Consider the following 18,970-nt stretch of genomic DNA (forward strand, 5'->3'; position numbering starts at 1 on the left):
GTCCACCTATTGGCTCATGGTCTTGCAAACCAGCACCGATTTATCGTCGAACTCGCATAGGTGCCCACATTGGTAAGATCCAAGGCCAAAACCACTCACGCCAGAACGACTTAGACGTTGCATACCATGAGCCTTGCTCTGGCATTGCTCTAAAGTATCGTAGTAACCATTAATATCTTCGGCCTGCAAAGGTGTCACCGGAATGGCACTCACATCGGGATAATAAAATAGGGTCCATTCTGGGGTTTTAGTACAGCCACTGAGTAGCAATAATCCAAGCCCGAATAAGACATTCGTTAAGGCATAGCTTAGTTTCATTTTTCCCCTATTAAGCCCATAAAAAAAGCGAACCTTAGTTCGCCTTTTGCGCATTCAGTTAGCAGGGATTCTACACTGCTTAGACGAGGGAAATAACCGCTTTTCGACTAAGGGTTTACCCGCTAAGCGCTCCCTACAACATATCAAGCCGTGGTTGCTTTAGTCTGTGCTTTCTCAATCCGGTTGATTCGGCCCTCAAAGCCAGTGACAGTGCCATCGCTCAGCCCAAGCTCAAGTGCTTTACGACAGATGACAATGGCGGCATCGAAGGCTTGGGTATCATTTAGCAAGGTGGCTAAATGCAGGAAACCGGAAGATTTAAGCTCAGTATCTTTGCCGTGCTCGGCGCTAGCCGCTTGGAACAGTGCAATATACTCTTCCGCTAATTGAGCACCATAGTTGAGGTAATCCGCCGATTTACGCTGTTTGTAGCATTCAGCTATCATATTTTGCAGCGCGGTATAGCGAGCACTGGCTGACGTCGCTCCTTGATATTCCTCAAAGGCCCGAACTAAAGTCACATTCGCCCAAGCCCCTGGCGCACCGACCTCAGAACGTGTGTTCGATGCTGGCTCTGCTTCAGTCTTAACGTCATCTTGTTCATCTGCAGGCGTGGCGCCTAAAATGATCACCGCCTCTTCATTATGGGCCGCAGGAATATCGACTTCGATGATATCTGTGTCTAGCGCCACCGAAATGCTCGCAGGGCTTTCGGTCTCACGGGGCATTAATTCGGCTTCAACTTCGATAACGGGCTCTACTTCAGCCACGCCAGTATCCTCAACCCTTTTAACTGGCTCAGGTTCTACACGCTCGGGCTCAGCAGCGGAGAAAATAGGTGCCTCTTCGGTGGGAACTACAGGTTTTACCGAGGTAGACTTGGGTTTCATCGCCTCTTGTTCTTCTTTCGCCAATCGCTGCGCGCGAAGGAATAAAAACACCCCGACAGCAATCAGTATAAATACGACTAAGATCTTCATTCTTGTTCACCTTTGATGGCCGCTTCTCATCAGAAGCCGTGTCAATGGGTTTGCCAAAATCCATTAGGACAGTGTCCATGGCAACCGAGTCTAGCTAAAAATTGAGCAGAGATTAACCGCTATTAAAGTCCATTGTGTCGGTGCAAATCAAGTATTTATGCCTTTTTATACGATCTTGCGCTCAAATAGTTATAGCCAATTGCGCTAGACTGGCACAATCGAGTTCCCTAATCCCCCCATCCACCTGCTTATAACAAACATAAGGAAAACCTGATGCAAAGTATTCTTATCGTGGCCCATGCCAGTCCCTACGGAACAGAAAAGCTATTTAATAGCTTACGCATCGCATTAGCCCTGAAGGATCAGGACGAGCAAGCGGTCGATCTCAAACTTTTTCTCATGTCAGATGCCGTGTTTGGCGCACTCAAAAATCAAACCACACCTGACTTAAGCTACAACCTGCAGCAGATGTTTGAAATTCTCTCGGCACAACAAGTTCCGATTCTACTTTGCAAGACCTGCGCTCAAGCACGAGGCGTCACTGCAGAAATGATTATCGAAGGTGCATATATAGGCACACTGCAAGATTTAACTCGCTGGACACTGGCCGCCGACAAAGTGATGCATATCTAAGGTTTATTTTTAGGTGTGACATTAGGGATAGCTGGATTATTTAAAGCCCCATTTTGTGCGCACCTTCATAAATTGGCGCTTTCGTTTTGTCAGCGCCAATTTCACTGCCTATGATGGGATATCCGAGTGACAAGCTAAGGTATTCCAATGGGCACAGCCACACTGCTTACGGGCAAACTCCTGTACGAACACCAAACCATTGCCGCAATGGTGACAATTTATTGCAAGGCGAAACACCAAGGCCAAGACGCAACGAGCCTATGTGCAGATTGCATTGAGTTATTGGATTATGCCGCAACACGGCTAGATCGCTGCCCCTACGGACAAAACAAACCCACCTGTAATAAATGCCCAGTGCATTGCTACAAACCCGCGCAGAAACAAATCGTCAAAGAGATCATGATCTTTTCTGGTCCACGGATGTTATTACCGCATCCCGTTCGTGCAATCAAACACTTACTCGCGGAACGCATCCCTGTTCCCAGCGTTGTGCCCGAAGCGGCTTCAAATCGTCATCGGCGCATAGCAAGCCAACAGAAAAACTAACGGCGATACTTTTACCGAGCCGATTTCCCTGATATAACAGGGCTCGAGGTATCGCATATGAACGAGTTTCATAGTTTTTTCACTCAAGCTTACTGGTGGTTGTCATTATTTGGAGGCGTACATTGCCTCGCGTTAGCTATTTATATTCGCTATTTTTATCACCCAGACGCTAACCAAAAACTCCTCGCCGCTTTCTTAAGTCTTATTGCTCTATACTTCCTCACGGGTATGTTAAACCGCGATAACAGTCCAATTCCCATTCATATCCTATTCAATCTGATTAACCCTATCTATTTTTTGCTCATGCCTTTGCTCTATCTCTATTGCAAACGCAGTTTAGCACCAACCAATAAACCGCTAGGGTTTTCAAAGCATTACTGGCCATCTGCATTAACATTAGTTTTCGCCATTTTAGATATTGCCCTAAGATTAACTGCGCATCCCATCAACGAGTGGCAACCCATAGCTCTGATGCTTAAAGAAATGAGTATCAGCCAATGGGGCGCTCTACTCCCAGCGCTGTTATCTGTACAAACCTGTTTTTACTTTATCGCGCTGTGGATGTTGTTTCGTCGACATAAGCGCAATCAAAGAGATGTCACTCAAACCCAAGAGGCGCTCGGCACCATTCGGTTTCGTTGGCTGATAAGCTTGACCTTGGCCATGTTGTTAAATTGGTTAATCCGCGTATTTGTGGTGATCTTGCCTTTCTATCTTGGTGATAATCTATCGCTACTTTCCCACGCATTGCCAAGGCTGACCTTACTACTGAGCATGTATATGCTGGCGGTGTATGGGCTAAAGCAAATCACCCGCTCTGCCTACTTAAAAGGCCGCATGGCCGAACCACAGCTAGAGCAACGCCCACTCGTCATTGAAAATATTCTCACCCCAGAGGAGTATGAATTTTTGCATCAAGTTCAGCAGGACGATGCAGAAAAAAACCAAGGTTCTTCGCCACCTAAGAACTAATTGGCGAAACTGCACTCCAATCATCACCACCAATATCACTCCAACCATTAAGTCGAACACTGAACCTAAGCTGACACATATGTCACTTTTGGCTGTCATTTGTGTCGATAAAGGCTAGTCTGGAACAACTAAAGACTTGAAGAGGCGTTACCATGAAATCATTTTTAACAGCCATTGCGGCATCAACATGCCTTATTGTGAGCCTATTTGCTGCCCCAACTGTACATGCAGATGAAAGCTACGATCAGGCTGTAGTCAATTTCCAAAAAGCGAAAGAAACCAGTAAATTTTTCGACACAGCCTATGGCTATGCTTTATTCCCAACTGTGGGTAAAGGCGGAATTGGGATCGGTGCAGCCTATGGCAAAGGCCGAGTCTACCAAGGCGGTGCCTATATGGGTGATTCGAGTCTGACTCAATTATCCATCGGTTTTCAATTAGGTGGACAAGCCTACAGCGAGATCATCTTCTTTAAAGATGCCAAAGCCTATGAAGCCTTCACGAGCGGCAGTTTCGAGTTTGATGCCCAAGCGTCGGCAGTTGCCATCAACATGGGAGCAAGCGCTCAAGCAGGAACCACAGGCAACTCAGCAGGCGCAGGTCAATCGGGTGGTAATCGCTCCGCAAGCGGCTCTTATATCAACGGTATGGCGGTATTTACCGCAGCAAAAGGCGGCTTAATGTTTGAAGCCGCTCTTGCGGGTCAAGCCTTTAGCTTCGAGCCTAAAGCTAACTAACACGAACCATTCGACTGTGATATCAAACGGCGAGCCTAAATGCTCGCCGTTTTTTCTTAAATGATTACCTCAAGCTTCTGACTCAGATGTTCTAACTAAAACCAAGTCATTAGAATTGAGCAAAATAAGTTGAAATGCATATTTAACCTAGCGAAGTAATAACAAGGGGATATGGCTTTTACTGATCATCCTTGTGGTGTTACTACCCACAAAAAACTCCCTAATCCGCGAATGACCATAGGCGCCCATCACCATAAGATCGATTTGATGCTTAAGTTGATAGATCTCAAGGACCGTTTGCACTTCTCCCTGACAAACGGCGGTAACCACATTGAAATCCGCCGCAATCAGAGACTCGGCCACCAACGCCAGTTCAGCTGTCGCCAGCGATTGATCATCAGACACCATCACTAAATGACATTCGAGCCCTTTTAAAAGTGGACTCGTTAGAACTTGATTAAGAGCTTTTTTCGCAGTAATGCTGCCATCATAGGCGATCATAAATCGAGTCGGTGCAGTAAACTCGTCCATCACCACTAAAATAGGCTGCTTAAGCGTGCGAATGACATTTTCTAAATGGCTGCCAATGGCCTGCGCTTGATGCTGCTCCCCTTGACGGCCCATCACCACCAATCTGGCATGGGATTCTTGCTCTAACAGAGTTTCGACTAAATCGCCGTGACGCTGCAAGGTTGCAACCATTCTGCTAGGCTGCTTCTCAACAACGCGGATTTTTGCGTCTTGCAGCATATACTTACCCTGTTCAAGTGCGAGTTTGCCTCGACGCGCTTCGAGCTCAACCATTTCATTGAGTAAGTGCTCCCGTGTACCTAGGCCAATATTTCCCGACAGATCTGACTCTATCGGATAGGCAGACTTATCCAATACATGTAATAGAGTTACTGAGGCATCCAGTTGCTGAGCGGCCCAGCCACTGGCGTCACATACGGCGAGTGTCACTTTTGAACCGTCGATACAGGCAATCACATTTGTCATCGTTATTTTCCTTTTCCTGTGTTGCTAAGGGCTTAGTGACCAGACATCATGTTTTCAACGTTTTCAGGCTTATCGTGCCCCCCAAATTTATCGACTATGGTTGCACTGGCTTGGTTAAGGCCAATTAACTCCACTTCAGTTCCCTCGCGACGGAATTTAATCACTACCTTGTCTAGGGCCGATACCGCAGTAATATCCCAAAAATGCGCTTGAGATAAGTCGATAGTCACCTTATCAACCACTTCCCTAAAATCAAATGAATTACTGAACTTATCTGCCGAGGCAAAAAAGACTTGCCCAATAACTTGATAATGGCGACCTGCGTCGGCAGCAGCCGTTACACTCTTAACCACCATAAAACGGCCCACTTTATTAGCAAAGAACAGGGACGCGAGTAATACCCCCACAAATACTCCCATAGCTAAGTTATGGGTAGCGACCACCACAGCAACGGTCGCCACCATCACAAGGTTGGTTGATATTGGATGATGCTTAAGATTACGAATTGAATCCCAAGAGAAAGTACCGATAGACACCATGATCATCACGGCAACCAGTGCCGCCATAGGGATGAGCTTTAACCATTCGCCGAGGAATACAATCAATATGAGTAGAAATACCCCCGCTGAAAAGGTCGATAACCGTCCGCGACCACCCGATTTAACGTTGATGATCGACTGACCAATCATAGCGCAACCAGCCATACCGCCCATTAAACCCGCGCCGATATTGGCAATACCTTGGCCCTTACACTCGCGATTCTTATCGCTTTGGGTATCGGTTAAGTCATCGACTATGGTGGCGGTCATCATAGATTCCAGCAAACCCACCACGGCAAGGCCGGCCGAATAAGGGAAGATGATCATCAGAGTTTCAAAGGTCAATGGCACTTCAGGCCAGAGGAAAATAGGTAAAGTATCAGGCAGTTGTCCCATGTCGCCGACAGTACGAATATCTAACCCCATATAAACCGCAAAAAGCGTTAATCCGACAATACACACGAGAGGCGAAGGTACGGATTTACCAATCACAGGGATGAGTGGGAATAGGTAAATGATACCGAGGCCAGCTACCGTCATCGCATATACGTGCCAAGTCACATTGGTCAGTTCGGGCAACTGGGCCATAAAGATCAGAATCGCCAGTGCATTCACAAAGCCCGTCACCACAGAGCGGGAGACGAAACGCATCAAGCTTCCTAGCTTTAAGTAACCCGCGGCAATTTGCAGCACACCAGTTAATAGGGTCGCCGCGAGTAAATACTCGAGGCCGTGTTCTTTCACTAAGGTCACCATCAACAACGCCATAGCACCCGTTGCGGCAGAGATCATACCAGGACGGCCACCTGTAAACGCGATGACCACTGCGATACAGAATGAAGCATACAGGCCGACTTTAGGATCGACACCTGCAATAATAGAAAAGGCAATCGCCTCAGGGACTAACGCCAGTGCAACCACAATACCGGCTAACAAATCTCCGCGTATATTGGAGAACCACTCTTTTTTCATGGTTTGTATCATGTCACTCACTCTGATTGAAATTTAATCATATCTTCCAATAGCTAATATCAACACTTGACTCAAATGTCAGCGCATAGCCAATGAGGTACTTATGCGTCAAGGTGACGGAATGCAATTGGGATTATGGGGTACTGCAAAACAACTACCGAGTCGGTAGCGACTAAGGACGGATCTTAACGATCCAAGAAGGAAGGATTAAACTAATGCGGCTTAATGCTCATCACCGAAAAATAACCTCACTTATATGAGCCAACTCAAATTTGACTGCATTAAAAATAGTAGTGCTATTGGGAATAGCGACATAATGACGTGTATAAAACAGGCCGGAGTATAGAGAGTTGTTTGCTCAAAATCAAAAAACTTCAGTTAACATCAGAGTGATTAAAATACCCACCATACTTTGGCGGGCATTGAATAAAAAAACTGCAACAACTCAGGGATAGCTTAGGTAAGTATTAAGCACCATCTGATATCGCTTTATGCCGAGGCAGTTTGATTGAGATAAGCGCCGCTAACGCAATAAATGCCGCCGATATCCACAGACAAGCCGCCATGCCATACACTTGATACACCCAGCCAGACAACACAGTCCCGATCAAACGCCCCATAGCATTAGCCATGTAGTAAAAACCCACATCTAACGATACGCCATCTTCATCCGCATAACTGACGATAAGATAACTGTGTAATGAAGAGTTGATCGCGAATAAGGCGCCAAACAGCATCAATCCCCAAATCAGTATATTCGCGGCATGGAAGTCATAACTTATCGCCAGCGCAATGCATGCCGGCACTATGCTCAATATCGCCGCCCAACCTAAGGCGCTACGTCCATCGGGAACCTTGTTTTTGCCCGCCGACTTTGTCCCCGTCAAGCGAGGTGCGAAGCCTTGCACTATGCCGTAGCCTATCACCCAGAGTGCGAGAAAACCGCCGACATACCAATGATCCCAACCAAAGGTTGAGGCCAAATAAACGGGTAAAGCCACCACAAACCACACATCCCGCGCACCAAACAAAAACATGCGTGCGGCAGAAAGCGTGTTTACCGCCGGACTCTTAGAGAAAATTTCCGTGAACTTAGGTTTGTTTTTGGCTTTACCTAAATCGCGCTGCAAACTTAACAGACTAAAAATCCACACCAGCAATAGGCCAATCGCCATGCCTAACACGGCCTGCTGGAATCCAAACAGGGTCAGTAAGGCGCCACCCAAGAAGAACCCCGCGCCCTTTAGGGCATTTTTGGAGCCAGTGAGCATAGCAACCCACTTATACAGCTCACCCTGAGCATCATTGGGCACCAACAATTTGATACTGCTTTTAGCGCTCATCTTATTGAGATCTTTAGCGATACCCGACAAGGCCTGCGCCGCCATCACCCAAGCAACCGTCAGCATACCGCTAGGCACAAGCAGCATGCTAAGGGCAACAATCTGCATAAATAGGCCCACATTCATGGTCTTATTTAAGCCTAAACGCGCCCCGAGCCAGCCGCTGACTAAGTTCGTTACCACCCCAAAGATTTCATAGAAGAGGAATAGCATGGCAATTTGCAGCGGGCTATAACCTAAGCCATGAAAATGGAGCACCACTAACATACGTAATGCACCATCGGTAAGCGTGAATGCCCAATAGTTGCCTGTGACCACCAAATACTGGCGGATCTCGGGTGATATGTTAGACAAGAACCCTGTCAGCTTACCCATACCCATAAAGCTTATGCCTTATCCATCAGACCGACCATGCGGGCCAGTTCGACGGTGCGATTGGCATAGCCCCACTCGTTGTCATACCAAGCGTAGAGTTTGACCTGAGTGCCATTGATAATCATGGTCGATAGCGCATCGATAATGCTCGAACGCGGATCGGTTTTATAATCGACCGAGACTAATGGACGTTCCTCATAACCTAAAATGCCTTTTAGCGGTCCGTCTGCCGCTTCTTTTAACAGGCGATTGACCTCAGCTTCGGTCGTTTTGCGACTCACCTCGAACACGCAATCGGTTAATGAGGCGTTCGCTAATGGCACCCGCACCGCATGGCCGTTAAGCTTACCTTTGAGTTCAGGGAAAATATGGGTAATGGCCGTCGCTGAGCCTGTTGTTGTGGGGATAAGGCTTAAACCACAGGCCCGCGCACGGCGGAGATCTTTATGCGGCGCATCTAAAATAGTTTGAGTGTTAGTAATATCATGAATGGTTGTCATGGAACCATGCACTATACCGAGGTTTTCGTGGATCACTTTGACGATTGGCGCCAAACAGTTAGTGGTACAGGAGGCCGCAGTCACAATCGGATGAATGGCTTTGTCATAGAGCTGATGATTCACTCCCATGACAACGTTTAACACGCCCTCTTCTTTAACGGGCGCTGTGACCACAACGCGTTTAACGCCTTGATCTAAATAAGCTTGCAACACTTCTTTGGTTTTCATCTTACCCGAGGCTTCAATCACTACATCGCAGGCGGACCAATCGGTTTCGGCGATAGTTTTATTGCGTGTACAGCAAATACGCTTGCCATCGATAATGATGTCATCACCATCGGCATTGGCTTCGTACTGCCAGCGACCATGCACAGAGTCGAATGTCAGCAAATGGGCTAAGGTCGCCGCATCCCCTGCGGGATCATTAATCTGCACAAACTCAACCTCTTCCCAGCCCCAAGCGGCGCGTAATGCTAAACGTCCCATACGGCCAAAGCCATTTATCCCGATTTTGATTGTCATACCTGCATCCTTCACACTCAGTTTGATATTAGGTGTTTTATATTATTTTTTTAAGATTAAAGCGTTATCTGTTCGATATAGCCGCGCTAATGCCCTTCTCGTTGGCAATGGCGGTAATAATCTCAGCGGTTTTAGTGCATTTAGCGCATCCACTACCTAATACTTTGATGTTTAACATTTTTATAATTCTCACAGAATGGGACCTATAGCGTTAAAGATCCAACCGATTAAGGTGAATGAAATCAATAAAATGGCAAAAACGATGGCCAGCAAACGCCATTGCATCACCTGCTTGAGCAAAATGAACTCGGGAAAACTGGCGGCAACCGTAGACATACAAAATGCTAATGTCGTCCCTACGGGCAAGCCATTAGTGATAAGGCTCTCCATGATAGGGATAACCCCTGTGGCATTGGAATACAGAGGAATACCAATCAATACCGCCGCAGGAACCGACCACCATTGACCATCGCCTAAGTGGGCTTCGATCCAACCGTCAGGCACAAATCCATGGAGTGCGGCGCCAAGCCCAACCCCAATAATGACCCATTTCCACACTCGGCCAAAAATCTCTAGGGTCTCGCCTTTCGCAAATTCATGCCGTTCCGTTAACGTCATGGATGTTGATGTCATACCCTCGCTATTATCGTGACTTGCTTGTGCCTTTCCTTGCTCGAGTGCTTTGCCGGCAAAGGACTGCAGCCAACGCTCAGCGCGGATCGTGTCCAAAAATGCCCCCGCCAACATACCCACTGACATGCCGACCAGCACGTATATCACAGTAAACTTCCAGCCCAACAGACTCACAAGCAACAGAACGGCGACTTCATTAATTAACGGCGAAGTGATCAGAAATGCCATAGTGATCCCAACAGGGATCCCCGCGGAAGTGAAACCTAAAAAAACCGGAATACTAGAACATGAGCAGAATGGGGTAACAGCGCCAAAACCCGATCCCATAACGTAACCGACAAAACGATTTTTACCCGCCAAGTAATCCCGAACACGCTCAACATTGAGCGAGGCCCGCACCAAAGCGATGCCATAAATCATCAGCAACAGGAGCGCAAAAATCTTAGTGGTATCTTCAATAAAAAAATGGATGGCGTCGGCGAGCTTAGTATTGGGCTCTAAACCCATCAAATCAAAAGTTAACCAGCTCGCTAAATCTGAAAATATTTGCAGCATTGTTACGCCACCTTAATATTAAGCAAAACTTTAGACACGTAAATATATGAAAAAACGTATATTTGAGGTTAAATTTTTGCTGCTAGTCTTCTAGCAGCAAGCTTTAGCACGGTCAGGACGCCCGCCCATCTTGCACAAATTACGCATATTTTCTTCAAGGAATACAGTGTTTTGGTTGGTAACTTCACTCAGCACTAACTGACTCCATTCGGGTAAGTCATTATTGATACGATAGAAAACCCATTGCCCCTGACGGCGATCAACTAATAAACCGCATTTACGTAATTGGGCCAAATGTCGCGAAATCTTAGGCTGGGTCTCTTGCAATGCCTCGGTCAATTCACAGACACAGAGCTCTCCCTCTTGCTGGATCAACATCATGCAACGCAAGCGGGTTTCATCGGCTAAACATTTAAAAAACTGGGTTGGATTAATCATTGATGCCCTTAGACTGAACTAATACAAACATTTTGATCCTTTTGTTAACTTTCCTAAAGGTTCATTCAAACAGCAAGCTGTGAGCGGTAAGAAACAACACTCGTTTTTCATGGCTATGGATCTTTTGGAAAGACCTTGTACAATATATACGAATTTTCATATATGTAAATATCCGTATATAAGATCACCTTAAGTATCATGCATTAGTCAAAATGGTGTTTGAGTATAGTGTTCAACACTAAGATACATACGAAAATTCACATATAAAAAATCATTCAAACCCACCGACAATATAGTTAGGTGAGGGCATTATTTTATGATTACGGGTAGACAGTCTCTGCCCTTTTAGGAGCTTGTATGTGGTTAGCAGGGGCAATTTTTGTTCTCACCATAGTGTTAGTAATTTGGCAACCTAAGGGGTTAGGCATAGGTTGGAGTGCTACCTTGGGCGCCGTATTGGCCCTACTACTGGGTGTGGTGCACTTAGGGGATATTCCTGTGGTATGGAATATTGTCTGGAATGCGACCGCCACCTTTATTGCCGTGATCGTCATCAGTTTATTATTAGATGAGTCGGGATTTTTCGAATGGGCTGCGCTGCATGTGGCCCGTTGGGGCAAAGGTCGTGGCCGTTTACTCTTTACTTACATAGTGTTACTCGGCGCTACTGTTGCCGCATTGTTCGCCAATGATGGCGCGGCGCTGATCCTCACCCCCATAGTGATTGCGATGTTACTGGCTCTGGGCTTTAGCGCCGGAGCAACCTTAGCCTTTGTAATGGCGGCGGGTTTTATTGCCGATACCGCAAGTTTGCCGTTAATTGTCTCTAACCTAGTCAATATTGTTTCAGCAGACTTCTTCAACATAGGTTTTAACGAATACGCCTCTGTGATGGTACCCGTCGATATTGCAGCTATTAGTGCCACCTTAGTCATGCTGCATCTGTTTTTCCGCAAAGATATTCCCGCGACCTACGACTTGCAAAAACTGCGCGAACCTAAGGCCGCCATTCGCGACCCTCAAACCTTTAAAACCGGTTGGGGCGTATTAGTCTTACTCTTGGTGGGCTTTTTTGGCTTAGAACCCCTCGGTGTGCCGGTGAGTTTAGTCGCTGCCGTGGGTGCCCTGATTCTGTTTATTGTCGCGAAAAAAGGCCATGCCATAGATACCACTAAGGTACTGCGCGGCGCGCCATGGCAGATAGTGATCTTTTCACTCGGCATGTATTTGGTTGTTTATGGTCTTCGCAACGCAGGCTTAACAGATTACCTATCGAGCGTATTAAATAGTTTGGCTGAACAAGGGCTTTGGGCTGCCACTATGGGCACAGGCTTCTTGGTCGCCTTTTTATCGTCCATCATGAACAACATGCCCACAGTGTTAATTGGCGCCCTGTCGATAGACGGTAGCAATGCAACTGGCGTGATTAAAGAAGCCATGATTTACGCTAACGTGATTGGTAGCGATTTAGGTCCTAAAATCACCCCCATCGGCAGTTTAGCAACCCTGCTATGGCTGCATGTACTGGCGCAGAAAAATATTAATATTACCTGGGGTTATTATTTCCGCGTCGGCATAGTGATGACGCTACCTGTGCTATTTGTCACCCTAGCGGCACTGGCACTGCGCCTCTCCTTCTAATCTTCGTCCATGGGCACTAGAGCATCTGTTTAGTGCCTATGGATAAATTTATAAGCGATTATTTATCAGAGACATGTTATGACTAATATGATTGATGACAGCATTAAGATATACCACAATCCAGCCTGTGGTACATCGCGCAACACTTTAGCATTGATCCGTAATAGTGGAGTCGAACCCCAAATCATCCACTACTTAGAAACGCCGCCCTCCCGCGATGAATTACTTAAGTTAATTAATGAGATGAAAATCTCTGTGCGTTCATTGCTACGTAACAATGTTGAACCATTTGAACGACTAGGACTTTCTGAAGACACATTTAATGATGAAGAACTGGTTAACTTCATGCTGACTTATCCCATTTTAATTAACCGTCCTATCGTCGTTACGCCGCGAGGCACAAAACTCTGTCGCCCGTCTGAGACTGTGCTTGATATTTTGACCAAAGCACAACAAGGCCCTTTCACCAAAGAAGATGGCGAAATCATCATTAATGAACAGGGACAAAGAGTTCGCACATGAAACCACTAAACCACGATATGCCAGCGCTCAAACAAGAATTAATGGTTAATAACATGGATATGGACTGTTTTAATCTAACTCCTCTAACCCATCCGCCTAGAATACTGATGCTTTATGGCTCAGTACGAGAACGCTCCTATAGCCGACTGACGACGGAAGAAGCCACTCGACTATTAACACACATGGGCGCAGAGGTGCGTATTTTTAACCCTTCTGGACTCCCACTTCCTGATGATGCGCCTGACAGTCATCCCAAAGTCATGGAACTAAGAGAAATGGTACGTTGGTGCGAAGGTATGGTGTGGTGTTCACCAGAACGCCACGGTGCGATGACCAGTATTATGAAAGCTCAAATCGATTGGATCCCTTTGGCTGAAGGTGCTGTCCGGCCTTCACAAGGTAAGACATTAGCAATAATGCAGGTGAGTGGTGGTTCACAGTCCTTCAACACACTAAACCAAATGCGAATATTGGGCCGATGGATGCGCATGTTCACCATACCCAACCAGTCTTCAATCGCAAAAGCTTGGTTAGAGTTTGACGAGGCAGGCCGAATGAAACCTTCGCCTTACTACGATCGTGTAGTTGATGTTATGGAGGAATTGATGAAATTCACTTTACTCCTGAGGGGCAATGTTAATTTCCTCACGAACCGATATAGCGAACGCAAAGAAAGCGCTTCAGAGCTATCAACCCGAGTAAATCAAAAAGAAATATAGATTAAACACTAAAAGTATTCTCGACTATGGAGCAAAAGATTAGCCCTGCGCCAACTTTTACTCCATATAAGAACCATCACGCCAAATAAATACATTCCAAATACACGAGTGAGCACCTAAATCCTTAAAGCCAGCTAAAAACTCTCTGTAACTTGCCATCAACCAAGCCTTAATCAACCGCAGTTCACCCACCTTCTGGATTGATGAAGACGCCATGTACAGGATAAAGTATCTGCGAGGTGGTACGCTGAGGATGCGAAATGATAACGCTCAGGTGGGAGAGACTTACACCATGATAAAGGCTCTGAACAAGCTTATAGTGCTATTTATGCCTGAAACCCATCATATCGTCCAATATTTAAACAGCCATAAAAGTTCTGCTCACTGAATCTGCTTAGGAAACAATGAGTTGACTGAGTTTAATGCAAGGCTGAGCCCGTGTAGTGTCGTTATCCACATAAACGGGCAACATAAGCAGGTGATGAACACAATTTTGAGCTAGCTTGATAACAACACTAGTCGTGTCCCCAAGGTTTGGGCGGTAATGCTACTGGCTGGGTAAGATCAAAATCGACTTTGAAATCGCGGTTTTCGCGCGTAAGTTGATAGCTAAACGTTGTTGGCGTAATTTCCATGTGCCACACATTCGTGATCGACTGGGTTAGCCCATTCTTAACGAAGTTATCGATAGATTCCCTATCAATTGGAAATGATTGTTTCTGTACTGTCCCATCATTCATAGTGTCGCCGCCATACATGGTCACAGCATCTTCACTTCCATCCTGATGGCGATGGTCGTGCTTCAACTTAAGTCCTTGCTGCGTTTTAGTCAGCACCCAAGTACGCGAGTGGTCATCACCCACATGGAACGGGATCTTAAGCTCAGTGTCGCTACATTCACGCACGTGCATAATTAACGACTTACCGCTAAAGGCTGAATCGGCACTGTCACCCGATACCACTTTTCCCGCAAAGGCTTGGCCACAATGGGCCGCGATTTGTGCGAAAAAAGTATTCTGCGTCTTGGTGGATAGCGACTCAACTTGAGCGGCGATGGATGGCAACGCGATAAAAGACAAACTGATGAGCCCGAGGCTCGGTAGGGTAATGTTGGGATTCATTATGTTCTCCACTTTTTTAGATGGAAAACACCCTAACACTAGGAAATAAATTCAAACTGAATTTCACCTAGTGTTAGTGATGATAAACCAAAGTGATTACCAGCCGATATAAGTACGCGATCGATTACCCAGACGCTTTTTGATAAAGCGAGCCGTCATAATACTGCCTACCATCATGAAAATGAAAATCCCAGCGGAAAAGAGCACGCTAGTCACAGCAGAATCTGGTGGGAAGCGGAAACGCATTACGGTTGCAGCCGTGTTAAATAGCATATCGAAGAGTGGATGAATAAAGAAAATTGCAAAACTCATCTCAGCGACTTCGACTAACCAAGGCAAACGACTTCGTCCCGACAACCATTCACAGAAATTCAGTACTAATACACATAAACAAAGTTTCTGAATAAACTGCCAATCGATACCGTTATACTCAAACGGTGCCTTATGATAATTACCAATATGCTGCACTATGTAAGTTTGTTCGACTAAGCTCACCACTAAAAAAATCATCGCTAGTGCGGTGAAAATAGAGCCAAAGCGCGTCACAATATGTTCATCTTGCGAATATAAAATACCAATCAAGTAGAAAGGTACAAAATACACAACTGAGTGGATGAAATTGACGTTACCTATAGGTCTATGCAATAGGATTGCTACCACACAGCTCAGTACAAATAGTGTCCAACGCATCTGCTGCGAGCAACGGATAAACCATAAAAAAATCGGCGAGAATAAAAACACCGCCATGATGAAGGGAATGTACCAGTGCGGATACAGAATATAACCGTTACGCACAGTATAAAAAATACTCAGCAAGACATTATCGAGCGGCTGATGCTCCATAAATCTCCAGCGCAAACACAAACAAAATAGACCAATCAATGACACAACTAAAAAAGGATAAAGTACGTTTTGTACTTTGTTCTTCATAAACTTGCTGTAGTCGAAATCCTTATAAAAAATGCGATGGAAAAAGTATCCCGAGATAAACACAAATAACGCTGTGCCACCACGCAATAGATTTTCCAGCAACAGCGGGAAACCTTCACCAGAGTTGTAAATACTGTGGCCAAGCACGATAAAAATAATCGCAATGCCACGCATGTAGGTAAATTCGAGCTGATTTTTTCTCATTATTAATTCATCGCACAGTAGAGGGTTCTTCCATCAACAACACTCGCAGAAACCCTAATAGTTCCATGGACTTCCGCTTCGTTGAATACCAGATACTGACCCTCACGCTGAAAGGGGAATGCTAAAGGTAACAGAGTTGCCGCCTCAATGCCCTCACAAAAATTTTGTACTGGAACATCGAGTAATGGACTGCCACTCACTGACAAGTTACTAAATTGCGCACTCATCCCTAAATAAGCTTGAGTCATTTCCTCTTGATAGGGCACCACATAAAAGCCAGAACGTACGTCACCCACATCGATAAAACTGCTGCTATCGCTCACGCTCGGCATAACCAATAACGGCACTTTTGGATCCTGCACATTCAACAACAACTGAGACAATTTTGCTTGAGTGGCAGGGTAATACGCTAGCATCTCCTGCAGCTGTTTCTTCTGTTTAGTGTCTTTCTTGTCTAGCGGGGATACTGGCTTTACACGGTTCAGTAGTAAATCCACAGGCAACATACCCGACATGACCGACTCTTTCCATACATAAGGGTCTTGAGTGCTATCCAACAATATGCCCGCCAGAGCGCCAATATTTGCCGCCTCAGCCGTCCAACCAACCCACATCTTCTGCTGTTGATAATAGTCATACACATATTTTGTCAGTATTTGCTGATAACCAAGTAAAGTTTGATTTTGACTCAACACACGCGCACCAGCGGCCAATTCCACGTACTTAGCGCTGCCTTCAACAAGATCATTGATGTAACCGACTCTATCTTCATTCGGCGCAATTTGGCGCCATTGCTGCAACCAATAGGCTGCATAGCTAAGGTGTAATGACTGTTGCTCGGGTTGTGCCAGCGCCGCCATTAAGGCATCAAATAACTGTAAACGATAATAGCGAGCATCGAAGTTGAGCGGAAAGACCTCACCCTCATAACGCTTACCGTCTTCTAATACTCGCCATTCGGATTGGGCATAAAAATGGAAGGCTTCATGCAAGCCATTGCTCGCCCAGATTAAAAAAGCTAAATCCGTTGGCTTAGTGTCGCGAGTAAATTGGATGTTCGGCACTTCGAGCTGGATCAATACGCCTGGCTGGCCATTATATTGTGGAAAGCCGAAGCTCACCGATAGACCAGAGTGCAGATTGACAGACTCTAACACACTGTTATCTTGGATTATTTCGCCACCAGGCTGTCGAAGCCAGACATTACCACCATAACTAAAGAGGTGTACTTTATCTTCAAGGCGAAAACCGGGCCACAAAGCTTCGCTCTGGCGACTATTCTGTGCCATAAAATCGAGGTAAAGACGGGCGAGTTGTTCCGGAGAGGCCTCATCGGCAAACGCGGGGGTAGCGGCAGAGACACCTAAAAGCCATAGGATCACTACCATAATATTTTTCATTTATCTGCCTAAACAAACACAAGGGGTTTACAAAACAGCGCTAGCATATAGCGCAATCAAGCAATAGTGAAACATTTGCAAAAAAATATTTTTACCCCAGAAAATCTCAGTCAAAACCAAATCAACGACTCCTAATGAAATCATATTTTTAGCACAATTTTGCATCACTTAGGCGATTGCGCTCGCAATAGGTTTAAGTCTTAGGTTCGCTCGGCTTATCTCCAAACCACAGTGTGAGTTTATCCGCTGCAAGGGATTTCACTTCATCATCGATATATAAGGTCACCATAGTCAGGGCCGCGGCAAGGGCACCTAAATCATCGGTAAAGCCAACTAAAGGAGTCAGATCGGGAATCGCATCTAAAGGCAAAACAAAATACGCTAAAGCGCCGTAGATGACTGACTTAGCCCACTTAGGCGTATTGGGTTGTTGCGCTGCATAATAAAGCCATAGTGCCCGCTCGATGACCTCTCTACCTGCTTGACGGCTAAAGAGTTTGATCTTGTTCCAAAATCCGCTGTCAGTAAATTGCTCATCCGCCATCATATTTCTCCAGTACCCTAAAGTTGTTTGGGTATACACCCATGCCACTTCACAGTGTACGACGATAAGCCGCAGGGGTCAGGCCAAATTGTTGCTTAAAACGTAAGGAAAACTTTTCCGCAGATTGATAACCACAGGCCAAAGCCACTTGCAATACTGGCTCGCTCGAATTCTGCAACATGGCTAAACCATGACAAAGCCGCACTTCTACCAGTAACTGCCTAAAACTGGTGTCTTCTAAGGCCAATTTACGCCTAAGGCTTGCCGTGCTCATGTGTAACTTATCGGCAATATCCTCCTGCTGCCATGACGCCGAAGGACTCACACTCATCAAGGCCAAGGCCGCTTGAGTCACGCTGCGTTGGGTGTGTCCATACAACCAGTTCACACTGCGTTTATCCGGCAAACTTAACAGTAACGCGGCCAAATAATGCAGTTGAACAGGATCGGCCAGAGACAAGGTCAAACTCTGTAATAGCGCATTCCAAGCTAAGTCCACAGCGCGTGATACGTTTTGGACTGGCATAGGGTCACGCCAATCGGTAGCACTTGATAAAATACCTTGGGGTAAATCGTGGGGGAGTAATAACTGCACCGCCCGATAACGCCCAAGAAAAGGTCGATTAACAAAGCTAATATGCGAACCAGCAGGAATTAACAGTAACTGCCCTTGGCCTACTAAAACAGATTCATCTTGCCAGAGCAGAGACTTTTCACCATAGATAACCCGAATAATCGACGGCTGATGTACAGGGACTTGAGATAAAGATTGTGCCTGCTTCGAATCATATTCAAACATACGGATCATGACACCAGCCTAATTATCAATG

21 protein-coding genes and 1 pseudogene are annotated in these 18,970 nt (G+C 45.9%); 8 read left to right on the top strand and 14 right to left on the bottom strand.

Annotated elements, in window-relative coordinates; genetic code table 11:
• Positions 1-6: 6 nt before the first annotated feature.
• Positions 7-318: a hypothetical protein gene (locus L5M38_RS09065; protein WP_263178896.1), complete on the bottom strand. Its 312-nt coding sequence runs from the start codon at positions 316-318 to the stop codon at positions 7-9.
• A 143-nt stretch (positions 319-461) separates the two neighbouring features.
• Entirely contained in the window at positions 462-1,298 is an 837-nt protein-coding gene (locus L5M38_RS09070) for a hypothetical protein (RefSeq protein ID WP_263178897.1), read from the bottom strand.
• A 273-nt stretch (positions 1,299-1,571) separates the two neighbouring features.
• Between L5M38_RS09070 and L5M38_RS09075 the strand changes: the two genes are divergently transcribed.
• The 4 genes from L5M38_RS09075 (at position 1,572) to L5M38_RS09090 (ending at position 4,186) form a co-directional block, all read left to right on the top strand.
• Positions 1,572-1,931, top strand: coding sequence for a DsrE/DsrF/TusD sulfur relay family protein (locus tag L5M38_RS09075; protein WP_263141108.1), 360 nt, complete (start codon positions 1,572-1,574; stop codon positions 1,929-1,931).
• A 147-nt stretch (positions 1,932-2,078) separates the two neighbouring features.
• Positions 2,079-2,477, top strand: coding sequence for a nitrous oxide-stimulated promoter family protein (locus L5M38_RS09080; RefSeq protein WP_212600618.1), 399 nt, complete (start codon positions 2,079-2,081; stop codon positions 2,475-2,477).
• Between the two features lie 57 nt (positions 2,478-2,534).
• The gene (locus L5M38_RS09085) at positions 2,535-3,449 is read left to right on the top strand and encodes a hypothetical protein (protein WP_173248045.1); all 915 of its coding nucleotides are present in this window, start codon (positions 2,535-2,537) and stop codon (positions 3,447-3,449) included.
• A 152-nt stretch (positions 3,450-3,601) separates the two neighbouring features.
• Positions 3,602-4,186 (top strand): YSC84-related protein, encoded by a 585-nt coding sequence (locus L5M38_RS09090; protein ID WP_105250489.1) that lies wholly within the window; start codon positions 3,602-3,604, stop codon positions 4,184-4,186.
• A gap of 147 nt (positions 4,187-4,333) precedes the next feature.
• Here the strand turns inward: L5M38_RS09090 and L5M38_RS09095 are convergent, their stop codons facing one another.
• From L5M38_RS09095 to L5M38_RS09125, 7 genes are all read right to left on the bottom strand, one after another.
• Positions 4,334-5,182 (bottom strand): universal stress protein, encoded by an 849-nt coding sequence (locus tag L5M38_RS09095; protein WP_263178900.1) that lies wholly within the window; start codon positions 5,180-5,182, stop codon positions 4,334-4,336.
• Positions 5,183-5,214: 32 nt separating this feature from the next.
• The gene (locus tag L5M38_RS09100) at positions 5,215-6,705 is read right to left on the bottom strand and encodes a SulP family inorganic anion transporter (protein ID WP_263178901.1); all 1,491 of its coding nucleotides are present in this window, start codon (positions 6,703-6,705) and stop codon (positions 5,215-5,217) included.
• A 455-nt stretch (positions 6,706-7,160) separates the two neighbouring features.
• Positions 7,161-8,411 carry an organoarsenical effux MFS transporter ArsJ gene (arsJ, locus tag L5M38_RS09105; RefSeq protein ID WP_263178933.1) on the bottom strand — a complete coding sequence of 417 codons (1,251 nt, stop codon included), beginning with the start codon at positions 8,409-8,411 and terminating at the stop codon, positions 7,161-7,163.
• Between the two features lie 11 nt (positions 8,412-8,422).
• Positions 8,423-9,433, bottom strand: coding sequence for an ArsJ-associated glyceraldehyde-3-phosphate dehydrogenase (locus L5M38_RS09110; RefSeq protein ID WP_263178903.1), 1,011 nt, complete (start codon positions 9,431-9,433; stop codon positions 8,423-8,425).
• A 64-nt stretch (positions 9,434-9,497) separates the two neighbouring features.
• On the bottom strand, positions 9,498-9,611 hold the full coding sequence (locus tag L5M38_RS09115; RefSeq protein ID WP_411569210.1) for a thioredoxin family protein: 114 nt from the start codon (positions 9,609-9,611) through the stop codon (positions 9,498-9,500).
• Positions 9,612-9,622: 11 nt separating this feature from the next.
• Positions 9,623-10,621: a permease gene (locus tag L5M38_RS09120; RefSeq protein WP_263178905.1), complete on the bottom strand. Its 999-nt coding sequence runs from the start codon at positions 10,619-10,621 to the stop codon at positions 9,623-9,625.
• 90 nt (positions 10,622-10,711) lie between these two features.
• Positions 10,712-11,059 carry a metalloregulator ArsR/SmtB family transcription factor gene (locus L5M38_RS09125; RefSeq protein WP_263178906.1) on the bottom strand — a complete coding sequence of 116 codons (348 nt, stop codon included), beginning with the start codon at positions 11,057-11,059 and terminating at the stop codon, positions 10,712-10,714.
• A 357-nt stretch (positions 11,060-11,416) separates the two neighbouring features.
• Here L5M38_RS09125 and L5M38_RS09130 point away from each other — a divergent pair, with 357 nt between their 5' ends.
• The 4 genes and pseudogenes from L5M38_RS09130 to L5M38_RS09145 all read left to right on the top strand — a co-directional run.
• The gene (locus L5M38_RS09130) at positions 11,417-12,700 is read left to right on the top strand and encodes an arsenic transporter (RefSeq protein ID WP_263178908.1); all 1,284 of its coding nucleotides are present in this window, start codon (positions 11,417-11,419) and stop codon (positions 12,698-12,700) included.
• Between the two features lie 87 nt (positions 12,701-12,787).
• Positions 12,788-13,222: a glutaredoxin-dependent arsenate reductase gene (gene arsC / locus L5M38_RS09135; protein WP_263178934.1), complete on the top strand. Its 435-nt coding sequence runs from the start codon at positions 12,788-12,790 to the stop codon at positions 13,220-13,222.
• A 17-nt stretch (positions 13,223-13,239) separates the two neighbouring features.
• Positions 13,240-13,941 (top strand): arsenical resistance protein ArsH, encoded by a 702-nt coding sequence (arsH, locus tag L5M38_RS09140; RefSeq protein ID WP_263178935.1) that lies wholly within the window; start codon positions 13,240-13,242, stop codon positions 13,939-13,941.
• 199 nt (positions 13,942-14,140) lie between these two features.
• Positions 14,141-14,329: pseudogene (locus L5M38_RS09145) on the top strand (hypothetical protein); the annotation flags it as partial.
• Positions 14,330-14,456: 127 nt separating this feature from the next.
• On the opposite strand, the gene L5M38_RS09150 reads toward L5M38_RS09145, so the two are convergent.
• The 5 genes from L5M38_RS09150 to L5M38_RS09170 form a co-directional block, all read right to left on the bottom strand.
• A complete protein-coding gene (locus tag L5M38_RS09150; RefSeq protein WP_198573238.1) occupies positions 14,457-15,062 on the bottom strand; it encodes a hypothetical protein in 606 nt (201 codons plus the stop codon).
• A gap of 96 nt (positions 15,063-15,158) precedes the next feature.
• Positions 15,159-16,196 (bottom strand): acyltransferase family protein, encoded by a 1,038-nt coding sequence (locus L5M38_RS09155; RefSeq protein WP_263178910.1) that lies wholly within the window; start codon positions 16,194-16,196, stop codon positions 15,159-15,161.
• A gap of 2 nt (positions 16,197-16,198) precedes the next feature.
• Positions 16,199-17,596, bottom strand: a complete 1,398-nt coding sequence (locus L5M38_RS09160; protein ID WP_105250504.1) for a hypothetical protein — start codon at positions 17,594-17,596, stop codon at positions 16,199-16,201.
• Between the two features lie 193 nt (positions 17,597-17,789).
• Entirely contained in the window at positions 17,790-18,140 is a 351-nt protein-coding gene (locus L5M38_RS09165) for a YkvA family protein (protein ID WP_263168460.1), read from the bottom strand.
• Between the two features lie 49 nt (positions 18,141-18,189).
• Positions 18,190-18,948 (bottom strand): helix-turn-helix transcriptional regulator, encoded by a 759-nt coding sequence (locus L5M38_RS09170; protein WP_212600604.1) that lies wholly within the window; start codon positions 18,946-18,948, stop codon positions 18,190-18,192.
• Positions 18,949-18,970: the final 22 nt, after the last annotated feature.

Source organism: Shewanella sp. SM101, assembly GCF_025654465.1.
Lineage (GTDB): Bacteria > Pseudomonadota > Gammaproteobacteria > Enterobacterales > Shewanellaceae > Shewanella > Shewanella oncorhynchi.